Consider the following 14,030-nt stretch of genomic DNA (forward strand, 5'->3'; position numbering starts at 1 on the left):
CCAAGCGGAGGCGTAGATTATTATGAAATTCAATGTAGAAGTAGAAATCGACTGGATCCACAGCGAAGATAGTCTTGACGAGGGAATACAAAAGAAGCTAAAAAGGGAAGTTGTAAAAAAGATCTGGGATAAAATCGAGGATAAGGTTGACGAGCAGGTTATGAAAGTAGCCGAAGAACGTGTCAATCAGCACATGGATGAGAAGATCCAGAAAGAAGCATCCGTATTGGCAAAATCAGGAAAATTCAGCCCAAGCTCACGGTATTACAAGGGGCCAGAAGATCCGACTATAGAAGAGTATATGCGATATCAGTTCTCTGGTAAAAGCAAGCTCAATATCGAAGAAGTGCTCAAGGACAGAGCTGAGAAAATAGCTGAGAAGCTAAAGGATAAATATGATATCCACTTTGCTCAGCAGGTGATCCTCAAAATGAGAGATCAGAACCTTTTGAAGGATGATGTTGAAGGTGCCTTGTTTGAATCCAAAATGAAAGATGAGGGCACCGATGCTAATTAATCACTTAACATCCGGATCAGATGGCAACGCAATTATCGTGGACGACGGCTATTCCAAGCTGTTGCTCGATGCCGGGGTATCCTACAGCAAGCTGGCGAAATGGATACGCCCAAGCAGTTTGTCAGGGGTACTCATCACGCATGAGCACGGCGATCACAGTAAGGCCGTGCCGGAGCTTGTACGACGAGGCGTCCGAGTCTATGCCAGTAAGGGCTCGTGGGAGGCGTTGGTTTCCGAAAACAACATACCAATAACCGTTACCAGCACGCTCAAGCATTTAGATCAGCGCGAGATAGGCACGTGGATAGTGATGCCATTCCTGGTAGAGCATGACGCTGAGGAGCCAATGGGCTTTCTATTTCAGAGCAAAGAAACCGGAAAGAAGGGCGTATATATCGCCGACAGTGCTTATGTGAATTACAACTTTTCAGGGGTTACGCATTGGATACTGGAAGCCAACTACGCGGATCACATTCTCGAGACCTCCGAGGATGAGGAGTGGCTCAAAGATCGGATCCGCCAGTCGCATTTCAGCTTTGATGACCTCAAGAAGTTCTTTCGCGACTCCGATCTCAGCCAGACCGAGGAGATTCACCTGGTCCACCTGAGCAGTCGCAACAGCGACGAACAGCTATTCAAAAACGAAATTCAAAAACTAACCGGAGCACCGGTGTACACAATTTCCGATTCATCCCGGAAGGACAACGGAATTGGCCCCAAAAGCCAAGCGCTCAAGTAGCGTCTCTCTTGATGAACAGCGCCCTGTCGGTGTTGACCCGCAGGCAGGGCTTCTTTTTTAACCTGAACAAACAAATACAATATGCAGACAATAAATGATGGTGAAGTTGATGAATTATTTACTGGTGAGGCTTCTGAGCTTTCAGATAAACTCACTGAAAAGATGGAAAACGGGGAGGCTGATGGAGGTATCATAGCCAACCTTCCAGAAGCTGATCAGGAAGTTGAAATAAACGGACTCAAATTTAATGTCCAGCAAGTTACCAAAAGTGGAAACGTGATTTTAGAGCCTAAGGGCTTAAAAACATGAAATGCCCTGATAGCAAACAACGAGCGCTGATGAAGCAGGCCGTGAAGAAGCCCGTGTCAACGTCCTGTGGAAGCCGACGCAATTAGGAAAGCCCTGTCGGGGGTCGGGATCCCGGCAGGCATATAGATTTGACGTATTGAATATGCGGGACTCTTTCCAGTTGTCGCCCGCTTAACAATGTGTGTAACTGGGTAGCCGGAGCGTCAACAGTTGGCAAGCCAAGCCAATGAACACGACAGGAGGTAGTATTGGCGAAAAAGGAAACTACAGCAGGTTCGAATCCTGCCTCCGGCTCAACTCCATAAGGAGTAGTAATCCTGCATAGTGCAGGTGACAGAACCTTGGAAGGCTCTGAATAATAAGTCGCCCGCGGGGAGCGATATCCCCGCAGAAATTATGAGTAATGCGAACAGAAACATGTGAAGAAGGTCTGGACCACGCCGCCCAAACAGAGCGAGTACCGGCTGGCCGAGCTGTTTAACCGCTACCGGCAGATCGTACTTGAGCTCAAAGGGCTAACGCTGCAAGAGCTGGCCGACATTCCACACCAGCAAGAGCTGGAAGATCAGATTTTAAACGACTTTGTGAAATTAGAACAGAAATATTTAACCGACGAGCCAGAACATGTTACAAGCTGATATAACCGATATCGATTACGTTTTCATCATGATTGCTATATGCGCGATCTATTCGATTATGCTGGCTGTGCTTAAAGCTTCGGTGCGTAACTGATATGACAGACCTGGAGATATTCATACCGCAGCAACCGTTTTCGCAAAAGCGTCACCGCGATGGCAAAACGAAAAGTGGCAAGGAATATAAGTACGATCCCAGTGCTTCAGAAAAGAAGATTATTAAGGAGCGGTTGCAATTTTATAAACCGCCGCAACCTCTAACCGGCCCGCTTGTGCAGGTTATCGAGGTGTATTTTCAGACGCCGCAGAGTTGGAGCAAAGCCAAGCAGGAGCGCCACGAAGGGCGCTATCGTCCCAAGACGCCAGACTACGATAATATTGAAAAAGTGTATGGCGATGCGATGAACGGCGTGATTTATAAAGATGACAAGCAGATTGTGAACAACAATACCAAGAAATATTACAGTATGAACCCGCGGACCATCATCCGCATAACCGAGCTTGAACCGATAGAATAATGCTTTTAAAGCCACAGAAAATAGAATCAGAAAAGTTGCGCGAGTGGTGTAAGGGACAATCTTGCACACTTCGAATCCCAGGTGTTTGTAAGGATAACGGACGCAATACCTGCGGATGTCATTTGAATAGCAACGCCAAGGGATGGGGCAATAAATCGCCGGACTTTCTAATGGTTATCGGATGTTACCGGTGCCACGAATTTATCGATGGCGGGTGGGTGCACACCGAGTGGACCAAAGCCGAGGTACAGGCCGAAAAGCTCCGAGCGCTTAAAGAATCGCTAATCCTATATGCGAAACACGGATTTTTAATACTCAACTAAATCACCATTAAGCAAAACCAATAATACCATGACAACACTGCAAAATTTTGAAAAAGCAAGAATCAGATATAAAGGGAAAGAGCTCGATGTCTATTACGAAGAAACAAGTAATGGGATATCACTTCGTGATAGTTATGAATCTGGAACACGGAATCATGTCGGTATCGACTTCAATGACCAGGATGAAGTAAGGGATAAAATAAGAGCCCAATATTAATATGAAACCCGGAGATAAGGACATATACAAATGCTACCAGTGCGGGGACGCGATTATTGTGGGGATGGTTGACAAGGGTACGGTACCCACATTCCCGCGGTGCGTAAGTCGCAGTTGTGATGGAATGATGCACCGGGCGTTTAACCCGGTGGATGCTACCGGACGCAGGCCAACGTACCAGCTGGTCCGTGATCCGGATGCCAAGACCGACAAACTGAAACTTCAAAAAATCAATGAGGCCGACAATGCCGATAGCCAAAACCACCGATAAAGAGCACGTGCAAAAGTACATTGATCAGATGGACCGGATGCTTCGAGACAGTGCCTACGATTGGGCATGGGATCGCATCGCAAATCTGAAAGATGTGGTGGAGCACAAGCAGGAGATCGAGCCCGAAATCATTAACTGCCTGCAGCAGATGCGGCGAAAGTGCGGTGATATATGAAAGAGCTGCAGGAAAAAGCAATGATTCTACAGTTTTCGGCCATGTACCTCAAGCTGAAATACCACGAAAAGAAGTTAAAAACCATTATTAAACGCTTAAAACGTTGATTATGAAGAAATCTGATGCCATCATAGGACAGCCATTGCGCGATGGGTTTGATAAGGGAACTGAACTGAAATATTTGGAGGTAGTATGAGCGGGATCTTAGTCAAACACAAGGACGGCCGTAAAGGTATTGCGTACCGGAAGGATCAGAATAAGCCTGGATTAGTAGATAAGGTCGTCGTCCAGTTTCTGGATGAGGATATGAACAAGGACGGTGCAAAACGTTCCGTAAAAGCAGAAAAACTAACACAAATAGGATTTGTAGACTGATGAGACCACAAACCAAGAAGATGCTGAAGCTACTGAAAAAACACGATCGCATTAGCGATTTAGAGGCCACCGGCAAAGGGGTGATCAATCCCCGGCGGGAGGCTGGTATTCTTATCCGGTGCAATGACAAGAAGGTAAATATCATTGCGCAGTCGGGCACCAAACGCGAATACGAATTGGCAGAATGATGAGCGGACTGAATAAACCAAATCATAACGAGTGGGAGCGACACTGGCGCCCGAACCGAGAGCATATACTGCGGACACTGCAGCGCATGTTTCAGCAGGACGTCCCAGATCTGACTAAAGCGATCGCTAATAACTTTGACCCTAAAGAGCCAAGAAATAGGAATTGATTATGGCTTACAACCCGTCACCAAAAGTGCGAAAGGCAGAGGAAGTAGGTAAAGAGTTCGGCTTTGATAAGGTGATAATCATTGGCATTGATGAGGATGCACAAGAGTATGAGACAATTAGCTGGGGCAAGAATAAGATCGAATGCGGTATCGCAAAATCGATCGCTGATTACCTGTCACAGAGAGGTTCATGAATACTATAAACAATTAATCAAGGAAATAGGAGGAGTTAAATATGAAGACAGGTGTACAATCCAGATTTTAGAAGTACGAAAGAAAGGTCGTGTTAGAAGGCCATTTAGAAGAACTGGATGGACCAAGACTAGAATCATAGAACTGTTCCTAGCATGAAGGGTACATGAAGGTGACAATTAGAAAGACAAAAAGCCACATGCTAAAAAGGTGCATCGACTTATGGCGAAAGCATTTATCCGAACCCAGAAATAAACCACAGGCAAATCATAGACGGAGATCCCGCAAGTAATCATGTTAGTAACTTGGTACGTGAACAGATTATGAGACATTCTTGCTGTGACACTGGAAGAAGACCATTAAGGAAGCAATGTTCCCACGCAATTAGATGAAATAGGTAATTGAAATAAAAAAATTTACAAAGGCAGGCAGACATTAATTGCGATGCCAGAAATAGATCACGACTCACAATCGGGTTAAAAGTGGAATCTGATTGAAATATAAATAAAGCCCTCGAACCCTGCTAATGTCTCGGCCAAGACTAAGCGCAGGGAACGGGGCCTTAACCACTAACCCTCAAAGAGGATTAGCGCAATGGAATCTACAAAGCAGATTGACAACCACAAAGCGACGGTCCACAAGACCGACCATTACACCCAAGAGCAACTCGAGGAGCTCCAGGAGAAAGCTGATGGACAGGAAAAAGATCTGGCCCGGTATTTCTGGAAGCATCCCTTCGGGCGCTTCTCTCCATCCCAATTGCACCGTAACTGCGAGTTTATCGACTGGCCACTCACCTCTACGCGCAGGGCGCTTACCAATCTGACCAACGATGATATTCTAGTAAAAACGGAGTATACCGTCGAGGGCAAATACGGTCGCGACGAGCATCAGTGGCGGTGGAAACGGCCGGCTGATTTCAAGGTTGAGCCTAAGCAGGGCGATATGTTTGGCACTCCCAAATCCCAAAACAAAGGCCCTTACGCAGAGGTGTAGCTATGGTGCATTGGAGTTGGCTTATAACGGCATTTATAGCAGGCATGGTTGTCTATGGCATGTTATCGCTGGTCAGTGAATTGCGCGATCGCCGGCAGGTAGCTCAGCTGTATCGGGAAGAGCACCTAAAACGAAACCAGTCGGTCGATGTCAGCGCAGACGATTTTACGCAAGAATTAGAACTACATAAAAATTAATCAATGGGAAGAAACAGACGTCTCAATACCCACTTTTGGAACGACACTTTTATAGCGGCACTGGAAAAAGATCAGAAACTGCTCTACGTATATCTCATAACGAGTCCCCTCGGCAATATGCTGGGTGTGTACGAGATCCATCCCCGCCGCATCGCATTTGATACCCGCCTGGATAAGGACACCATCACCGAAGGCCTCAAAGCCTTTGAGCGTGCTGGCAAGGCCAAGTATGTCCACGGCCACATTATCATGACCAACTTTGTGAAGAATCAGAACTACAACAAGAATATGAAAAAGTCGGCTGCCAAGGTGATCCCGAAGCTACCACAGAAGGTGCTCAACGATCCATTTTTCATAAAGGTCTGGGATCAGTTTCAAAACCTGCCGTATGCCCGGGAAATCCTCAAAGAAGAGGGGGTGACGATTGGCAGTCGCAACCAGATAGAAACCGGCGGCCAGAATAAACAGGAAGAGGAGCCCGAAAACGATAGCGATCTGTTTGACAGTAAGTGGCGAACCAGGGGCGTGCCGGTGCCCGAGCCGCTGCAGATCGAAGGCTTTGTCGAGCGATACGAAGAGTACTGGGATTACATGATGGAGTCGCGCAAGATGCGTTCCTCATTGAGTATGGTAGAGTCACAATTCCGCAGGCTTATTGAGCTGAAGGAAAAGGGCAACGACCCGCTCAAAGTGATCGAGCAAACCATAAACGCCGGCAACAAATCATTTTATCCGCTTAAAGACCAAGAATTTGAATCTAAAAAGAATAGCAATGGAAGCAACGGACACAAAAGTAGAACAGACCAGACTTTCGACGCAGGTGAAGAACTCATTGGAGGAGGCGGGTAACGAAACGCCTGCTGAAATTGAAACCAAGGCCGAAGCCCAGGGCATGATGCACCTGATAAACCCTAACCGCCGACAAATGGCCGTGCTGTTTGATTACGTGCAGAGTATTGGCGCGGATAAACAGCTGCTTAGCAATCATCCCGATGAGGAGAAAAAGAAAACGCGGAATCAGGCGGTCTTTCAGAAATGGTTCCAGACGCTGGTCGTCCAGAATGGGCGATTTCCGAGAGACATCCCGATAGATTTTGTCTTGCAGCACTTTGCGCAATGCGTAGTCCAAAATAAGGTCGATATCAAAGGTTTTAATCTACGCGAGCAGGTCCGCGCCTTTCACGAGTACCTGGACAATTATGAGCGAGAGCTGAGGGGCAAGTGGTGGCAGTATCAGAATCCGGACCAGCGCCCGAAAGCTATTACTGAATCAGCGAACACGGAGCGAAGAGGAAACTCAACAATCTGATGAAGAGCGAGCACAAAAATTAAAAGAAATGTACGGGGCCGATGAGGTACCCGAACACTTACAGAAGTTCATTACAACCTAAAATAAAGCAATCACCATGAGACAAATACACGAAAGTAAAATCCAAGTAGACAAAGTGAAGTTTGAGCTCGAATATATCGAGACCACCTTCCTGTTGATGGCCGGCAAACAAGAGCCGGAGGAGTTCAGGCAAAAAGCCTATGCCAGTCCGCATCCCGATCTTATCAAACAACGCCAGAAGATACGGCGTCGGTTTGTGGAGATCTTGGACATGCCCGGCAAGGATGAAGATATGATCGACCGCTTTATCCTGAAAACCATTGAGTTCAACCATGATAATGGCCAGCTCAAGATCGAGGCGAAGTTCAAGACGCCCGCATTTGCCAAGCCGGTAACCATGAAATGCGACTGGTCCAACGACTTTGCGCTCAAAGAGTACGAGCAGTTTCTGCAAGAGGTGAAGCTGTTTATCACCAAGCAGAAACGAGCGCAGTCCGACATGTTCGGCGGCGATGGGTACGACGATGATTCCGGATCCAAACCCGGATACCAGGCGCCCGAAGATCGACAGTTGGAAGGTCGCAGTAAGGGACTGCCTGCCCATGAGGAGGTTGACGAAGACGAAGCTGAAACCGCAGCCGCATAATGTCCACTGATAACAGTGACATATTAAAGCCGCTCGACCGTATCCAGCGCCGGGGCTATACCATGAGTAAGGTATTCCGGGACTGGGTACGGCTGATGCTTTATGCATTAATGCGCGACGATGAGAAGTACCTCGAAGTCATGGAGCGCTATCCCAACGACCGGGAAAAAGGCGAACGTGAAGCCGATCTGTTTAAGAAAGCCTTCTGGATCCTGCAGGATAAGATGGGCAAGGATTCGGAAATGAAAGCCAACCCCAAAGAATACCTGGGCGACTGCTATATGGAGATTGCCGGCAACTACAGCGTACAAGGCATGGGGCAGTACTTCACGCCACAACCAGTGTGCGATATGATGGCCCAGCTGACGATACCCGAAACGGAAGATCAGCAACCGCGCGTCGCTGATCCCGCTTGTGGATCCGGACGCCTGCTGCATTCGGCGGCTAAATTATTACCAACCGACGCCCACTTCACCGGCATAGATTTGGATAGCATTTGCGCTCACATGGCCGCGCTCAACCTGACGTTTTTCAACATGGATGGCGTAATCATCTACGGCAATGCACTCTCGATGAAATACTTTCGTGGGTGGATAACGAAAAGATCACCGCTGGGCGGGAAAATACGCCAGATGACAGAGGAGGAGCTGGATGAGTACCGGGAGCTGCGCGGGGAGGCCTTAAAACAGGCCGCAGAAACGCGTGAAAAGCGACCGGGACCCGTCGCAATAGAGGGTAACCCGGAGGAAATGGAATCGCAATTAGCACTTTTTTAACCAACAAATCACCATTATGACATACCATTTTGACGTAGAAACAAAAGAATCTGGACAACGCAGGAAATACGGTGATAGCTATTATCACTACATCATTGAGGATAAAACTGAGCGGGGAGTACCCGAGCATATTGTAAAGCAATTTTGCACTGGTTTTGTAGAACCAGCAAGGTATTCTCAGGAGCAGAGGAAAGAGAAACTCAATGAGCAGGAGCCGGGAAAAATAGACGCTATTGATTTTGCAAGCTACTACACGAAATTCGAGAAGATAGGCGATCGCAAATACGAATATAAAGTCGTTAGCCCTTCAACCTGCTAACGCAACACAAATCACCATTGAACTACTAAAGACCACAAAACCATGGCAAAAGTAAGCGATCATTTTAAAGAAACGATAGAAGATAAGCTTCAGGTAATGGCAGATGAGGATCCCTTATTTGCCAAGAACCTGGAAAAAGAGGACAAAGATATTGAGGGGTGTATTAATTACATCCTCAGTCAAGTCAAGAAGATTGGAGCCCAAGGCTATACCGATGAGGAGATATTTGAATCTGGCCGCTCACTACTACGATGAGGATGATCTTGATGAGGCCGATCCCATTGACTGCAATGTCGTTGTCAACCACAAGCCGGAGCTATCCGATGAGGAAAAAGAGGAGCTTCGGGAGAAGGCCCGCAAAAAGGTGATGAGAGAAGAGCGCCAGCGACTCCATTCCAAGAAGCGGAAATCTACCAAGAAAGAGCAGGAAGATGAACAGCCAAATCTCTTTTCATCATGAAGCCTAAGACAAAACTACAGAAGAAAGTCGTCAAGCTATCCTGCAAAGTACCAGACGTTTCGGAAGAGGATAAGCGGTGGGCCGAGGAGGCTATCTTCGACAAGCATTACGTCGAGTGCAGGAACCGCTATAACTGTCTGGAATGTGGCCACAAGTGGAATCCGAATAATGCTGAAATGAGCAAGTATATTTTGCCTACCACCTGTCCGGAATGTGGGGAGAGGAATCTTAATCATGTTGACCACTGGGAGACTGACGAAAGCAAGTATGAGTACTGGGCTATTATTGATGTGGTAGAGGGCTTTCAGCTGGTCCGGATCTTCTTTACCGAAAAGTATATGAAGCGGAAACAGCCTGCCCAGTATATCCACAACGAAGTGATGCAGCACTGGATCCGAGAGGATGGAAAAATGACGTCCATGACCATGCTGGCCAGTAGCATGGGGGCATATAACTACTATGATTCGTGGAGCTATGGCAGCGACCTTGAGGTGCGTACCAATTCGCATAACCACAAGCGGCGCCAGTCTATTATCCCTTGGAAGATTCGCCCTGGCCGAAATACGTTGCCCATTATTCGTCGTAACGGATACAACGGCTACTTCAAAGATGAAGCGCCACACCTTTTCTTTTCGGCAATATTGAGGTATCCCGAAGCGGAAACCTTGCTGAAGGCCGGACAGATATCACTCTTCAAGAAGTGTGTGAGCGTAGAAGGTGAACTCCATTCAAAAATAGAGAAGTATTGGGATAGCATCTGTATTGCTATGCGGAACGATTATATCGTGGAGGATGCCAATGATTGGTTCGATTACCTGGGCTTTTTAGAAGAGTTCGACAGGGACTTGCATAATCCGTATTACATCTGCCCGGATAACTTTAAGCAGGCTCACGATCGATATAATGAAAAAATCCGAAGAAGGAGAGAGAAGGAGCGCCGAGAGCGAAAGCGCCGGAAAATGCGTGAGAATCATGCCAAGTATGTTGAAAGCAAAGGTCATTTCTTCGATCTGCAAATCAGCGCCGGTGATATTAAAATCGTACCACTAAAATCACCACAAGAATTTATCGAGGAAGGAGAGAAGCTCCATCACTGCATCGGAAATAGCAGGTATTACAAAAAAGAGAACAGCCTGGTAATGTCAGCACGGATGGATGGTGAGCCCGTTGAAACTATTGAGGTGGATCTAACCAATTTGGAGGTCAGCCAGGCCCGAGGCCTGCAGAACGAAGCGACCGATCACCACGACAGGATTGTCGAGGCCGTTCGCCAGAATATGAACAAAATCGCAAAACGAGCACAGCAACAAGAAGTAGCAGCTTAACCACAAAACCAAATCACCATGAGTACAGCAACCAAAACAGAGAAACCGATATTATTCAGCACCGAGATGGTGCAGGCTATTCTTGATGGCCGGAAAACCGTAACAAGGCGGGTGATCAAGGCTGATGAGAAAGGGCACGTTTGCAGAGGTGGAACGTGCATTGAGTTACATGAGGAGTACGGCCTTGTGTGGCGACCTTACGGAGGATCACCTTTGCGAGAATATCCCGATCCCGAAGAGTATTGTCCATACGGATACCCAGGACAAGAACTTTGGGTTCGTGAAAGCTGGCGTCCGATAGCCTGGGATTGCGACCGCGCCTACTGGAAGATCCAGTATAAGACCGGCGATGAAGTCGTCTTTCACGACCAGCTGTATCCGCCGGAGAACCCGAAAGATCAGGACTTGCACCTGCGACTCCATGATGAGCTGAAAGAGAAAGGAGCGCCCGAGCTGGACCGCGAAGAGGGTGGATGGAGTACCGAAACGATCAAAGAGCACTTGGCATGGAAGCCGAGTATCCACATGCCGAGAGGAGCGTCGCGAATCCAACTAAAAGTCGAAGATATCCGCGTCGAGCGTGTGCAGGATATAACTGAGGGGGATATTGAGAAGGAAGGTGCTGATATCCATTGGCGGCGCAATTTATCGTATGTAAATGTTGATAGTCATGTTAAGCCGTCACCAACAAAATGGTTTCGTGAACTCTGGGATCAGATCAACGCCGACCGAGGCTATCCCTGGGAGAGTAATCCGTGGGTATGGGTAGTAGAATTTTCAATCAAAAATATCAAAGAGTAGTACTATGGCAGGAATCAAAAACAAGAGTTCAAAAGACAGCCCGGCTAAGACCCTGGGAAATATTCAGGAGGTGTTAGCCGAACATGGAGCGCAGAAAATTCAAATGGAATATGAAAACCGAAAACCGGTAGCCCTTAGTTTCTCAATGTGGGTAGGCGGACAGGAGTTATTCTTTCGGCTTACCGTTGACGTTGACGGTATGCTGCAGGCTATGAAGGATGATCCTAATACCCAGGGGACCTATTGCAACCGAGAACAGGCCGAGCGCACCGCTTGGAAGAACCGACTTGACTGGTTGCAGACTACATTGGCACAGATCAAATCGAATCAGGCGCGGATGGAAGAGCTGCTTCTTGGTTTTGCTATAACCGATGATGGACAAACGGTTTATGAACGATTGAAATCAGGAAATAAACTACTCACTGAGTAATGCTAAAATCAACCGTAGGCATACTCATTGCGCTACTGCTGCTACTGCCAGCCTACAAGCTGGAAGCGCCTACCGAGACCTTCCCCAAGGCTACCGACAGCTGGGGACGTCCGGTATGGTATAACACCGTGGTGGACACCTGTCAAAACGCAAACTGGCGAGTGGTGGATTGCCCGAGAGAATTGCAACTAATCGTAGATAAACCGGAGTAGGATATGATGATTAAAGAAAGACTGGAAATATTTTTTGTGATGATGGGATATGCTGTTATCGGATTATTGAGCCCAGATATATTCCACAAAATGCTTAGTGAATGGTATAAGGAAACAAAAAAGGAGTTAGAAAATGAGTGAATCAAAAATAGAATGGACGGACGAAACTTGGAATGTAACCACCGGCTGCACGCGAGTGAGTGCTGGCTGTGATAACTGCTATGCCGTACAGATGACGAAGAGGCTGGCCAACATTGGCCACACCGAAGAGAAGTATTCCGGACTGGTAAACGAAGGCAAAGATCATTTTAACGGTAAGGTGAAACTGCATCCGGACGTACTCGAGGAGCCGCTGCACTGGCAGAAACCGCGGCGGGTATTCGTAAACTCGATGAGCGACCTGTTTCATCCGGAAGTGCCGTTTGAGTTTGTGGCCGCTGTATTCGGCGTGATGATATACTGCAGTGATCACACCTTCCAGGTGCTTACCAAGCGTCCCGATCGCATGGCCGAGTTCTTCCAGTGGTTGGATAAAGGTGAAATTAAAAACGCAGATGGGAGCGTAGTTTATGACTACGACAATTCCCGGAAATGTATTCAGTTCGCAATTAGCGAACTTGACTGCAAAGAAACCATGCTCATGCAGATGTGTAACGTGAATGGGCGGGAATGGCCAGCGCCTAATGTCTGGCTTGGTACCAGCGTGGAAAACCAAGAGGCAGCCGATGAGCGGATCCCGCATCTCCTCGAGTGCCCGGCAGCAGTTCGGTTTCTTAGCTGTGAGCCGCTGCTTGCAGGCGTTGATTTGTGGAAATGGATAGCAGAAGATCCTACAAAGCCCGAAATAAACAAACAACTTCCATCCGAGTACCAACCATTACATTGGGTAATAGCGGGCGGCGAATCCGGACCAGGAGCACGGCCAATGCATCCGTACTGGGTGCGAGGCCTTAGGGATCAGTGCCAGGAGGCCGAGGTGAGTTTCTTCTTTAAGCAATGGGGTGCTTGGAAGGCTTTAACCACAAAAGAAGTAATTGGAAGATCAGAATTTAGTGATACTCCGAATGGTAGAAATGGCACTCCGGAGGGAATAAAATTCATTGAAGGCGAACATGATTATTACTTCGAAAAAGTTGGCAAAAAGAAAGCGGGCCGAAAATTAGACGGTAAGGAATGGAATCAGTTCCCGGAGGTAGAGTGATGACAGCTGAACAAATAGACGCCTATTTACATCAGTATTTTCTGGATGGCTACAAATATCAGATCAGCAACTCCTACATCTTTGATTGGGAATGTGACTTCTTTGCAGTTGCCAAAAGTGGATATACCTATGAGGTTGAGATCAAGGTGTCTCGCAGCGACTTCTTTGCAGATTTCAACAAAGAGGAAAAGCATCGAGCATTGGCATGGGAAGGAGACAGGTATGTGAAACGGACATACATAGCTCCGGAGGTATCAGATCGGGTGATGGAAAAGCTGAAAAGCGATAAATTTCACTATCCGCCCCAGAGCCGAATCAAAATAAAACCTATCGAGGATGTACGCCCCAATAAGTTTGTCTTTGCAGTACCAGAGGGATTGGTAACTGAGGATGAGGTGCCAGACTATGCTGGTCTAATGTATATCAAACCGAGCAGGGGCCGATATATTCGTTCCCATGAGTGTGAGTACGTGAAGCAACCACCAGCACTGCATAAAAAGAAGCCTGATTTCACAAAGAGACTATTAAAAAAGTTCTACTGGTATTACCGAAACAACAGGGAGCTCCCAAAAACGAAATCCCAGGTAGGTATTGAGAAGCAGCAGGAATATGCGAGATGAGTTAATCAGTAGGCTTCACTCAATTTTTTTTGCTTAAAACTTATCCTATATTAAAGATAGATACATTACTCAACCGTTAATTTTATCTATT

The 14,030-nt window shown here is 47.2% G+C and carries 28 protein-coding genes and 1 tRNA gene; all 29 read left to right on the forward strand.

Annotated elements, in window-relative coordinates; translation table 11 throughout:
* Positions 1-22 precede the first annotated feature (22 nt).
* Positions 23-517 (forward strand): hypothetical protein, encoded by a 495-nt coding sequence (locus U5J89_RS01975; RefSeq protein WP_322573933.1) that lies wholly within the window; start codon positions 23-25, stop codon positions 515-517.
* Positions 507-1,256, forward strand: coding sequence for an MBL fold metallo-hydrolase (locus U5J89_RS01980; RefSeq protein ID WP_322573934.1), 750 nt, complete (start codon positions 507-509; stop codon positions 1,254-1,256). Before U5J89_RS01975 ends, U5J89_RS01980 begins: the two co-directional genes overlap by 11 nt.
* Positions 1,257-1,337: 81 nt before the next feature.
* Positions 1,338-1,565: a hypothetical protein gene (locus tag U5J89_RS01985; RefSeq protein ID WP_322573935.1), complete on the forward strand. Its 228-nt coding sequence runs from the start codon at positions 1,338-1,340 to the stop codon at positions 1,563-1,565.
* A 194-nt stretch (positions 1,566-1,759) separates the two neighbouring features.
* Positions 1,760-1,859 (forward strand) — tRNA-OTHER (locus U5J89_RS01990).
* Positions 1,860-1,984: 125 nt separating this feature from the next.
* Positions 1,985-2,203, forward strand: a complete 219-nt coding sequence (locus tag U5J89_RS01995) for a hypothetical protein (protein ID WP_322573936.1) — start codon at positions 1,985-1,987, stop codon at positions 2,201-2,203.
* Positions 2,204-2,298: 95 nt separating this feature from the next.
* Complete coding sequence (locus tag U5J89_RS02000; protein WP_322573937.1) at positions 2,299-2,718, forward strand: RusA family crossover junction endodeoxyribonuclease; 420 nt, start codon at positions 2,299-2,301, stop codon at positions 2,716-2,718.
* Positions 2,718-3,041 carry a nuclease domain-containing protein gene (locus U5J89_RS02005; RefSeq protein ID WP_322573938.1) on the forward strand — a complete coding sequence of 108 codons (324 nt, stop codon included), beginning with the start codon at positions 2,718-2,720 and terminating at the stop codon, positions 3,039-3,041. Before U5J89_RS02000 ends, U5J89_RS02005 begins: the two co-directional genes overlap by 1 nt.
* Before the next feature lie 28 nt (positions 3,042-3,069).
* Positions 3,070-3,258, forward strand: a complete 189-nt coding sequence (locus tag U5J89_RS02010; RefSeq protein ID WP_322573939.1) for a hypothetical protein — start codon at positions 3,070-3,072, stop codon at positions 3,256-3,258.
* 1 nt (position 3,259) lies between these two features.
* Positions 3,260-3,529, forward strand: a complete 270-nt coding sequence (locus U5J89_RS02015) for a hypothetical protein (protein WP_322573940.1) — start codon at positions 3,260-3,262, stop codon at positions 3,527-3,529.
* Complete coding sequence (locus tag U5J89_RS02020) at positions 3,504-3,704, forward strand: hypothetical protein (RefSeq protein ID WP_322573941.1); 201 nt, start codon at positions 3,504-3,506, stop codon at positions 3,702-3,704. Before U5J89_RS02015 ends, U5J89_RS02020 begins: the two co-directional genes overlap by 26 nt.
* Before the next feature lie 192 nt (positions 3,705-3,896).
* A complete protein-coding gene (locus tag U5J89_RS02025) occupies positions 3,897-4,079 on the forward strand; it encodes a hypothetical protein (RefSeq protein WP_322573942.1) in 183 nt (60 codons plus the stop codon).
* Positions 4,079-4,267 carry a hypothetical protein gene (locus U5J89_RS02030; RefSeq protein WP_322573943.1) on the forward strand — a complete coding sequence of 63 codons (189 nt, stop codon included), beginning with the start codon at positions 4,079-4,081 and terminating at the stop codon, positions 4,265-4,267. The genes U5J89_RS02025 and U5J89_RS02030 overlap by 1 nt, the downstream gene beginning before the upstream one ends.
* A gap of 169 nt (positions 4,268-4,436) precedes the next feature.
* The gene (locus U5J89_RS02035; RefSeq protein WP_322573944.1) at positions 4,437-4,628 is read left to right on the forward strand and encodes a hypothetical protein; all 192 of its coding nucleotides are present in this window, start codon (positions 4,437-4,439) and stop codon (positions 4,626-4,628) included.
* 592 nt (positions 4,629-5,220) lie between these two features.
* The gene (locus U5J89_RS02040) at positions 5,221-5,622 is read left to right on the forward strand and encodes a hypothetical protein (protein WP_322573945.1); all 402 of its coding nucleotides are present in this window, start codon (positions 5,221-5,223) and stop codon (positions 5,620-5,622) included.
* A 2-nt stretch (positions 5,623-5,624) separates the two neighbouring features.
* Entirely contained in the window at positions 5,625-5,819 is a 195-nt protein-coding gene (locus U5J89_RS02045; protein ID WP_322573946.1) for a hypothetical protein, read from the forward strand.
* A gap of 3 nt (positions 5,820-5,822) precedes the next feature.
* Positions 5,823-6,668 carry a hypothetical protein gene (locus U5J89_RS02050; RefSeq protein WP_322573947.1) on the forward strand — a complete coding sequence of 282 codons (846 nt, stop codon included), beginning with the start codon at positions 5,823-5,825 and terminating at the stop codon, positions 6,666-6,668.
* A complete protein-coding gene (locus U5J89_RS02055; RefSeq protein WP_322573948.1) occupies positions 6,640-7,128 on the forward strand; it encodes a hypothetical protein in 489 nt (162 codons plus the stop codon). The genes U5J89_RS02050 and U5J89_RS02055 overlap by 29 nt, the downstream gene beginning before the upstream one ends.
* A gap of 97 nt (positions 7,129-7,225) precedes the next feature.
* A complete protein-coding gene (locus tag U5J89_RS02060) occupies positions 7,226-7,795 on the forward strand; it encodes a hypothetical protein (RefSeq protein ID WP_322573949.1) in 570 nt (189 codons plus the stop codon).
* Positions 7,795-8,571 (forward strand): N-6 DNA methylase, encoded by a 777-nt coding sequence (locus tag U5J89_RS02065; RefSeq protein WP_322573950.1) that lies wholly within the window; start codon positions 7,795-7,797, stop codon positions 8,569-8,571. Before U5J89_RS02060 ends, U5J89_RS02065 begins: the two co-directional genes overlap by 1 nt.
* 16 nt (positions 8,572-8,587) lie before the next feature.
* Positions 8,588-8,890: a hypothetical protein gene (locus U5J89_RS02070; protein ID WP_322573951.1), complete on the forward strand. Its 303-nt coding sequence runs from the start codon at positions 8,588-8,590 to the stop codon at positions 8,888-8,890.
* 42 nt (positions 8,891-8,932) lie between these two features.
* The gene (locus U5J89_RS02075; RefSeq protein ID WP_322573952.1) at positions 8,933-9,145 is read left to right on the forward strand and encodes a Cas9 inhibitor AcrIIA9 family protein; all 213 of its coding nucleotides are present in this window, start codon (positions 8,933-8,935) and stop codon (positions 9,143-9,145) included.
* Positions 9,117-9,350, forward strand: coding sequence for a Cas9 inhibitor AcrIIA9 family protein (locus U5J89_RS02080; protein WP_322573953.1), 234 nt, complete (start codon positions 9,117-9,119; stop codon positions 9,348-9,350). Before U5J89_RS02075 ends, U5J89_RS02080 begins: the two co-directional genes overlap by 29 nt.
* Positions 9,347-10,675, forward strand: a complete 1,329-nt coding sequence (locus U5J89_RS02085; protein WP_322573954.1) for a PcfJ domain-containing protein — start codon at positions 9,347-9,349, stop codon at positions 10,673-10,675. Before U5J89_RS02080 ends, U5J89_RS02085 begins: the two co-directional genes overlap by 4 nt.
* 18 nt (positions 10,676-10,693) lie before the next feature.
* The gene (locus U5J89_RS02090) at positions 10,694-11,476 is read left to right on the forward strand and encodes a hypothetical protein (protein ID WP_322573955.1); all 783 of its coding nucleotides are present in this window, start codon (positions 10,694-10,696) and stop codon (positions 11,474-11,476) included.
* 4 nt (positions 11,477-11,480) lie between these two features.
* Positions 11,481-11,906, forward strand: a complete 426-nt coding sequence (locus U5J89_RS02095; RefSeq protein ID WP_322573956.1) for a hypothetical protein — start codon at positions 11,481-11,483, stop codon at positions 11,904-11,906.
* Complete coding sequence (locus tag U5J89_RS02100; protein ID WP_322573957.1) at positions 11,906-12,118, forward strand: hypothetical protein; 213 nt, start codon at positions 11,906-11,908, stop codon at positions 12,116-12,118. The genes U5J89_RS02095 and U5J89_RS02100 overlap by 1 nt, the downstream gene beginning before the upstream one ends.
* A 3-nt stretch (positions 12,119-12,121) precedes the next feature.
* The gene (locus U5J89_RS02105) at positions 12,122-12,259 is read left to right on the forward strand and encodes a hypothetical protein (protein WP_322573958.1); all 138 of its coding nucleotides are present in this window, start codon (positions 12,122-12,124) and stop codon (positions 12,257-12,259) included.
* Complete coding sequence (locus U5J89_RS02110) at positions 12,252-13,319, forward strand: phage Gp37/Gp68 family protein (RefSeq protein ID WP_322573959.1); 1,068 nt, start codon at positions 12,252-12,254, stop codon at positions 13,317-13,319. The genes U5J89_RS02105 and U5J89_RS02110 overlap by 8 nt, the downstream gene beginning before the upstream one ends.
* On the forward strand, positions 13,292-13,939 hold the full coding sequence (locus U5J89_RS02115) for a hypothetical protein (protein ID WP_322573960.1): 648 nt from the start codon (positions 13,292-13,294) through the stop codon (positions 13,937-13,939). The genes U5J89_RS02110 and U5J89_RS02115 overlap by 28 nt, the downstream gene beginning before the upstream one ends.
* The last annotated feature ends 91 nt before the right edge of the window (positions 13,940-14,030 follow it).

The sequence above is a fragment of the Fodinibius sp. genome (assembly GCF_034521915.1).
Taxonomy (GTDB): domain Bacteria; phylum Bacteroidota; class Rhodothermia; order Balneolales; family Balneolaceae; genus Fodinibius.